At 73.8% G+C, this 6838-nt stretch carries 6 protein-coding genes and 1 pseudogene; 4 read left to right on the forward strand and 3 right to left on the reverse strand.

What is annotated here, in order from left to right; genetic code table 11:
• Nucleotides 1-398: pseudogene (locus tag AN218_RS21845) on the reverse strand (translation initiation factor IF-2); the annotation flags it as partial.
• Between the two features lie 451 nt (nt 399-849).
• Here AN218_RS21845 and AN218_RS21855 point away from each other — a divergent pair.
• The 4 genes from AN218_RS21855 to AN218_RS21875 all read left to right on the forward strand — a co-directional run bounded on the left by AN218_RS21855 (nt 850) and on the right by AN218_RS21875 (nt 5172).
• The gene (locus tag AN218_RS21855; RefSeq protein WP_070018599.1) at nt 850-1230 is read left to right on the forward strand and encodes a DUF4180 domain-containing protein; all 381 of its coding nucleotides are present in this window, start codon (nt 850-852) and stop codon (nt 1228-1230) included.
• Nucleotides 1227-2567, forward strand: a complete 1341-nt coding sequence (locus AN218_RS21860) for an MFS transporter (protein ID WP_070018600.1) — start codon at nt 1227-1229, stop codon at nt 2565-2567. The genes AN218_RS21855 and AN218_RS21860 overlap by 4 nt, the downstream gene beginning before the upstream one ends.
• 591 nt (nt 2568-3158) lie before the next feature.
• On the forward strand, nt 3159-4562 hold the full coding sequence (locus AN218_RS21870) for an alpha/beta fold hydrolase (RefSeq protein WP_070018602.1): 1404 nt from the start codon (nt 3159-3161) through the stop codon (nt 4560-4562).
• A 106-nt stretch (nt 4563-4668) separates the two neighbouring features.
• The gene (locus tag AN218_RS21875; RefSeq protein WP_070018603.1) at nt 4669-5172 is read left to right on the forward strand and encodes a nitroreductase family deazaflavin-dependent oxidoreductase; all 504 of its coding nucleotides are present in this window, start codon (nt 4669-4671) and stop codon (nt 5170-5172) included.
• A 60-nt stretch (nt 5173-5232) separates the two neighbouring features.
• Here the strand turns inward: AN218_RS21875 and AN218_RS21880 are convergent, their stop codons facing one another.
• The gene (locus tag AN218_RS21880) at nt 5233-5616 is read right to left on the reverse strand and encodes a VOC family protein (RefSeq protein ID WP_070018604.1); all 384 of its coding nucleotides are present in this window, start codon (nt 5614-5616) and stop codon (nt 5233-5235) included.
• Nucleotides 5617-5698: 82 nt separating this feature from the next.
• Nucleotides 5699-6838: homoserine O-acetyltransferase MetX (gene metX / locus AN218_RS21885; protein ID WP_216311793.1), on the reverse strand; the 1140-nt coding region annotated here is incomplete at its 5' end.

A 6838-nucleotide genomic window follows, 5' to 3' on the forward strand; every position in this document is an offset into this window, starting at 1 on the left:
TTCTCACCGCTGGCCGCCGTGCCGGTGGTGCCGGCAGGTGCGTCCTCCGCGGACGAACCTCCGCGCGCCCGCGCTCCGTCGGCACCGGGGGCGCCCGCCGAAGCGGAGGCGCCGGGGCTCGGTTCGCCCGTACCGGTCGCGGGTCCGGACGGCCGCGCACCGTCCTCCTCCGGTACGACGCGTACCGCCGAGTCGTCGTCCGACCCCGGTATCAGTACGCCCCAGGGAGCGTCGGAGCTGCCGCCGAGCACGCTCACCGCCACGACCAGCGCGTAGCCGCCCCCGAGGGCCCCCATCGCCAGGCCGAGCCGGCGCCAAGTGCGGCGCCGCCCGCCGCTGTTGTCCACGAATACGGGGTCCGCGCCGTCGCCCGGCTGCCCCTCGGAGTGTTCTGCCATCGTCACTTCGCGCCCTCCCCACCCTGGTGAGCGCGCCCCCTCCTACTTGGAGGAGAAAATGTAGCCGAGATGTGAAGGGATAAAAGTGACTAGTCAGTCTTTTTGCTTACTCATGGGGCACTGCTGTGACAACACAGTGACAAGTCGAACTCAACCCACACGATCTTCCCCGGGTCCCGCCGCCCGGCGCCCCACTTGTCCGCCAGCTCCCCGACAAGTCGCAGGCCACGGCCGCCGGGCCCCAACTCCTCCTCTCCGTCGGCCACTTCGGGCACGCGCGGCCAGCCGCTCCCGCTGTCGTGCACCTCGACCCGGCACAGGCCGTCGCGATCCGGCCACACCGGTACGCGATCCGGGGAGCGACGGCGGCGAACGCCCGAAGTCGCCACGGGCCCCGGCCCGCGGAAAACCCGTCGCTCACGCCCTACGACGCCGCATAGCCTCGTGCGCCATGAGCAGCATGGAGGAGATCCAGGGCGTCCCCGTGATGATGTTCGCCCGCGAGGGCGCGACCGTCGGCGGTGAAGGCGATGCGCTGGACCTGATCGGCGACGCCTCGTACCAGGGCGCCCGTTGGGCCGTCGTCCCCGCGGAGCGGTTCGCCGAGGGCTTCTTCACGCTGCGCACGCGTCTCGCCGGGGAGATCATCCAGAAGTTCGCCCAGTACCGCATGGGTCTCGTCGTCCTCGGCGACATCTCCCGTCATACGCAGGGCAGTTCGGCCCTGCGGGACTTCGTCCAGGAGTGCAACAGGGGGCGGCAGACCTGGTTCCTGGCCGATGTGGAGGAGCTGCGGGAGCGGTTGGGGTCCGCCGGCGGCCGTCCTCGATGACGGCGGAGAGGACCGGGCGGACGCCCGGCGCCCGGCAGCGCGTTCCGCGTCTGCTCGCCCCGTACGTACGGCTGTTCGCGACGCCGGGGACCCGTGCCTTCACCGTGGGGAACCTGCTCGCGCGGCTGCCCATCGGGATCTTCACCGTCTCCGCCGTCGTCATGATCGCGACCACGCGGGGCTCGTACGCCCTCGCGGGGGCCGTGAGCGCGACGGGGCTCGTGGCGGTCGCCGTCGTCGGGCCGCTGACGGCGCGGCTCATCGACCGGTACGGGCAGGCGCGGATCGCCCTGCCCGCGACCCTGGTCGCGGTGGCGGGGGCGCTGTCGCTCGCGGCGTGCGTACGGTTCGGGGCGCCGGACTGGACGCTGTTCGCCTCGCACGCGGTGATGGCCACGACGCCCAACACCGGGGGCATGTCGCGGGCCCGCTGGGCGCATCTCTTCCGTACGGACTCCGCGGAGGACACCGCCGCCCGGCACACGGCCAACTCCTTCGAACAAGCCGCGGACGAGCTGTGCTTCATGTCCGGGCCGCCTCTCGCGGCGCTGCTGTGCACACAACTCTTCCCGGAATCGGGGACGTTGACGGGGGCGGTGCTGCTGCTCACGGGCATGCTGATCTTCACGGGGCAGCGCGGCACCGAACCGCCGGTGGCGCGGCGGACGGCGGACCGCGCGGCGCCGTCCCTGAAGCTGCGGGCCCTGCTGCCGCTGCTGGTCAGCTTTCTGTGCGTGGGCTGCGTGTTCGGCTCGCTCGAAGTGGCGACGATCGCCTTCGCGGACGTCCGCGGACAGCAGGCGGCGGCGGGCCTGGTGCTGGCCTGCCAGGCCACCGGTTCGGCGATGGCGGGCCTGTATCTCGGCACCGTACGGCCGCCGTCCGGGCCGGTCGCCCGCCGGTTCGCGCGCTGTGCCGGTGCGATGGCCCTGCTGGCGCTGCTGCCGCTCGGCGCGGCGACCACCGGCAGCCTGGCGGTGCTCGCGGTCGCGCTGCTGATCGCCGGCATGGGGACGGCGCCGACGATGGTGACGGGCATGACGCTGATCCAACGGACCGTGCCCGCCGCGCGGTTGAACGAGGGCATGACGTGGCAGGTGACCGCGCTGCTCGGCGGGGTCGCGAGCGGGTCGGCGGTGGGCGGCTGGGCCGCCGACCACCTCCCGGCGGTCACGGGGTTCACCGTGCCGCCCGCCGCGGCGGGGCTCGCCGCGGCGACGGCCTTCGCCGTGGTGGTGCGCTCCGTGTGGTTGGGGCGGAGGACGAAAGGACGGACGCAAGGGCGGGCGGAGGAGCCGGGGAAGGCGCGGCGCGCGGCCGTGCCGTCAGGTGAGTGAGACGGGGCGGCGGTCGTCCGGAGCCGCCCGTCCTGGGACGGTTCGTACGTGATGCGCATGCGGTTCGTACGCGGCGAGAACGCTTGCACGGTNTCGCGAGCGGGTCGGCGGTGGGCGGCTGGGCCGCCGACCACCTCCCGGCGGTCACGGGGTTCACCGTGCCGCCCGCCGCGGCGGGGCTCGCCGCGGCGACGGCCTTCGCCGTGGTGGTGCGCTCCGTGTGGTTGGGGCGGAGGACGAAAGGACGGACGCAAGGGCGGGCGGAGGAGCCGGGGAAGGCGCGGCGCGCGGCCGTGCCGTCAGGTGAGTGAGACGGGGCGGCGGTCGTCCGGAGCCGCCCGTCCTGGGACGGTTCGTACGTGATGCGCATGCGGTTCGTACGCGGCGAGAACGCTTGCACGGTCCGGCCGTGCGACGGGGCCTCGGCGGTGCCGGGCCCAAGTGAGCGGCGTCCGCGGGCAGTTGCCCTGTGCGCCGCGACCCGGGGAGCAATAGTTACTTGAGCGTAACATGCCAACGGGTTACCGGCGGTACGCGCTTGCGGCTAGCTTTCCCCCACTGTGCGACGGAGCACGGCGAGGGGAGAACGCGATGGCAGCAGCGTCGAGTCATTCCGGTAACTCAGGCCCCCGGACGGCCGGTTGGCGACCCGCGCGCCGCCGCCGGCTGCCCGCCGTCCTCCTCGCGGCGGTCGCCTGCCTCGCCGCCCAGGCCATGCCCGCGTCCGCCGCGACGCCGCAGCCCGCCGAAGGGCCGTCGGACCGTACGGACTCCCGCGGTGTGGAGATCCCCGCCTTCTACGACCCGCCCGCTCACCTGCCCGGCGCCGACGGGGCGTTGGTACGCAGCGAGCCGCTGCCGCTCGGCCTGAGTCTGCCCGGACCCGGCGGTCCGCTGCCGGGTGAGGCGACCCGGCTGATGTACAAGTCGACGGACGCGGGCGGCGACCCGGTCGCGGTGACCGGCGCCTACATCGAGCCGTCCGCGGCCTGGAAGGGCGACGGGCCGCGCCCGCTGGTGGCCGTCGCGCCGGGCACGATGGGGCAGGGCGACCAGTGCGCGGCCTCGCTCGGGCTGGAGCACCCGATCACCTTCAACGGCCGTACGGTGTCGGTCGGTTACGAGGACATCGCCGTCTACCGGCTGCTGGCCGCCGGGGTCGCGGTGGTCGTCACCGACTACGCGGGCCTCGGCACGACCGACCGGCTGCACACGTACGTCAACCGGCTCGACGAGGGGCACGCCGTGCTGGACGCCGTGCGCGCCGCGCGCAAGCTGCCGGGCGCCTCGGTCGGCTCCCGCTCGCGCGTAGGTCTGTACGGCTACAGCCAGGGCGGGGGCGCGACCGCCTCCGCGGCCGAACTCCAGCGCTCCTACGCACCGGACGTCGACCTCGCGGGCACCTACTCCGGAGCGCCGCCCGCCGATCTGGCCGAGGTCGTCAAGGGCATCGACGGCAGCGCGCTGGCCGGTGCGCTCGGCTGGTCGGTCAGCGGATTCGTGCAGTCCTACCCGGAGTTGGAGGAGATCGCGGACCGCAACGTCAACGCCGAGGGCAAGGCGGCGATGAAGGACCTGTCGACCATGTGCGTGGGCGACGCGATCCTCCGGTACGGCTTCAAGCGGAGCGAGGAGTGGACGACAGGCGGCAGGCCGATCTCCGAGATCGTCGCCGCCGAGCCGAAGCTGCGGGCCGCCCTGGACGCACAGCGGCTCGGCAGACTGAAGCCCACGGGTCCTGTACGGGTGGCGACCGGCACGCAGGACGACATCGTGGGGCACGCGCAGGCGCGGCGCCTCGCGGCGGACTGGTGCGACAAGGGCGAGGACGTCACGTACAAGCCCGTCGAACTGCCCGATCTGGGCGACGGGTTGCTCACCAACCACCTCGTGCCGCTCCTCGTCGACCAGGGCGAGGCGATCTCCTGGCTGACCGACCGGCTCTCCGGCCGTGCCGCCTCCTCCGGCTGCGGGGCGCTCGGCGGGCAGCGCTGAGGCGGGGCGTCGTCTCCGTACGGCACACGGCAGGGGCATAGGGCAGGGGCGAACGGGGCTCCGTCGCACGGCAGTTGACCGCACGTACGGTACGTAGAGTGACGGCATGAGCGATGCGAGCGGGTCCGCACCGCGCCGGCCGCCGCTGCCGCGCGGCTGGCGGCGGTTCCTCTTCCGGCTGCCGATCCGGCTCTACCGGGCCCGGCTGGGCGCGCTGCTGGGGCAGCGGTTCCTGCTGCTGGAACATGTCGGCCGCACCTCGGGGCAGGTGCGGCGGGTCGTGATCGAGGTCGTCGCGCGCGACGATCCGTACGGACCCTCCTGGACGGTGGCCTCCGGGTTCGGGCCGGACGCCGCCTGGTACCGCAATCTGCGGGCCACTCCCCGGGCGACGGTCCAGGTCGGTGCGCGGCGCCACGAGGTCGAGGCGCGGTTCCTGTCGCCGGAGGAGGGCGGGGAGTTGATGGCGCGCTACGCGGTGCGGCATCCGCGGGTGGCGCGGCGGCTGTGCGCCTTCATGGGCTTCGAGGTACGGGACGGGAGCCCCGAGGAGTTCCGTCGGGTGGGGACGTCGATTCCGTTCGTACGCTTCGAGCCGGCCGGACCCTGACGGGACGGCGCTGACACGGGGCCTGCGCGTCCGGGGGGGGCGGGAGTACGTCGCAGGCCGTCAGGAGGACGTCGCAGCGCGGTCGGACTCGCTGCGAAGGACGCAGAACTCGTTGCCCTCGGGGTCGGCGAGGACGGCCCATCCCGTGCCGTCGGGATTCCGGCGATCGGCGACCAGCGTGGCTCCGAGAGCCAGCAGCCGCTCGACCTCCTGCTCGCGCGAGGTCGTCGGACGGAGGCACAGATGGATCCGGTTCTTGACCGTCTTCGGCTCCGGCACCTGGTTGAAGTGCAGCAGCGGGCCCTCCGGAAGCATCACGTCGATCTCCGGATCGCCCCGCTTGTCCGACGGATGCAGCGGGCAGCCGGTCACCGCGCTCCAGAACAGCGCCAGTTCATAGGCATCCGCACAGTCGACCGCCATGTTCTGCACCACCGAGACCATGCAGGTCAGCATGGCGGAACGCCGCCCGGCCCGCCACCGGCGCACCGCACCCCGGCGCCGTCGGCGTACCGGGCCCGGACCCTCACCCGTCCGCGCCGAGCAACTCCCCCAGCAGCGCGCCCACTTGGCCGGTCTCGATGAGGAACCCGTCGTGCCCGTACGGGGATTCGACGACGCGGAGCCGGTCGGCACCCGGGATGCCCGCCGCCAACTCCGCCTGCTGGGCGAGGGGATAGAGCCGATCGGAGTCCACGCCCGCGACCAGAGTCGGCACCGTGATGCGCGCCAGCGCGCTCGCCGTACCGCCGCGGCCCCGGCCCACGTCGTGCCCGTTCATCGCCTCGGTCAGCACCACATAGCTGCCCGCGTCGAAGCGGCGGGCCAGCTTGTCGGCGTGGTGGTCGAGATAGGACTCGATCCGGTACCGGCCGCCCTGCCCCGGGTCCTCGCCGTCCTGCGGCAACCGGCCGAAGCGGGCCTGGAGTTCGGGCTCGCTGCGGTAGGTGACGTGCGCGATGCGCCGGGCGATGCCGAGGCCCCGGTACGGGCCGGAGTACGTGGCGGGGTACGGGCCGCCGCCGGTCCGCCCGGTGTCGTGGTCCGCCTCGTACACGTCGTAGTAGTCGCCGCCGTGCCAGCCCGGGTCCGAGCGGATCGCCTGCGTCTGGATGTCGGCCCAGGCGATCTGCTCGGCCGTCGCCGCCGCCGGGCAGGCGAGCAGCGCGAGGGCGCCCACCCTGTCCGTACAGGTCGCCGCCCACTCCAGCGCCCGCATCCCGCCCATGGAGCCGCCGACGACGGCGGCCCACCGCCCGATGCCGAGGGCGTCGGCGAGCAGCGCCTCGGCCGCGACCTGGTCGCGCTGGGTGAGCCGGGGGAACGAACTGCCCCAGTGGCGGCGGCCATTGGGCACCGTCGAGGCCGGACCGGTGCTGCCCTGGCAGCCGCCGAGGACGTTGGGCGCGACGACGAACCAGCGGCCGGTGTCCAGGGCGCGCCCCGGTCCGATCAGCCCGTCCCACCAGCCGGGGGTGGGATGACCGGGCCCGGCGGGACCGGCGGCATGGCTGTCGCCGGTCAGGGCGTGCAGCACCAGAACGGCGTTGGAGCCGTCCGGTGCCAGACGTCCCCAGGTCTCGTAGGCGAGCCGCGCGCCCGGCAGCGTACGCCCCGACTCCAGTTGCAGCGTGCCGAGTTCGCACCAGCGGCGGCCGCCTGGCGG

This window comes from Streptomyces nanshensis (assembly GCF_001751255.1).
GTDB lineage: Bacteria > Actinomycetota > Actinomycetes > Streptomycetales > Streptomycetaceae > Streptomyces > Streptomyces nanshensis_A.

Bases quoted from the DNA above. Each gene is read 5' to 3' on its own strand.
- AN218_RS21860 (WP_070018600.1), top strand. From the start codon at position 1,227: ATGACGGCGGAGAGGACCGGGCGGACGCCCGGCGCCCGGCAGCGCGTT.
- AN218_RS21870 (WP_070018602.1), top strand. From the start codon at position 3,159: ATGGCAGCAGCGTCGAGTCATTCCGGTAACTCAGGCCCCCGGACGGCC.
- AN218_RS21855 (WP_070018599.1), top strand. From the start codon at position 850: ATGAGCAGCATGGAGGAGATCCAGGGCGTCCCCGTGATGATGTTCGCC.
- AN218_RS21875 (WP_070018603.1), top strand. From the start codon at position 4,669: ATGAGCGATGCGAGCGGGTCCGCACCGCGCCGGCCGCCGCTGCCGCGC.
- AN218_RS21880 (WP_070018604.1), bottom strand. From the start codon at position 5,616: ATGGTCTCGGTGGTGCAGAACATGGCGGTCGACTGTGCGGATGCCTAT.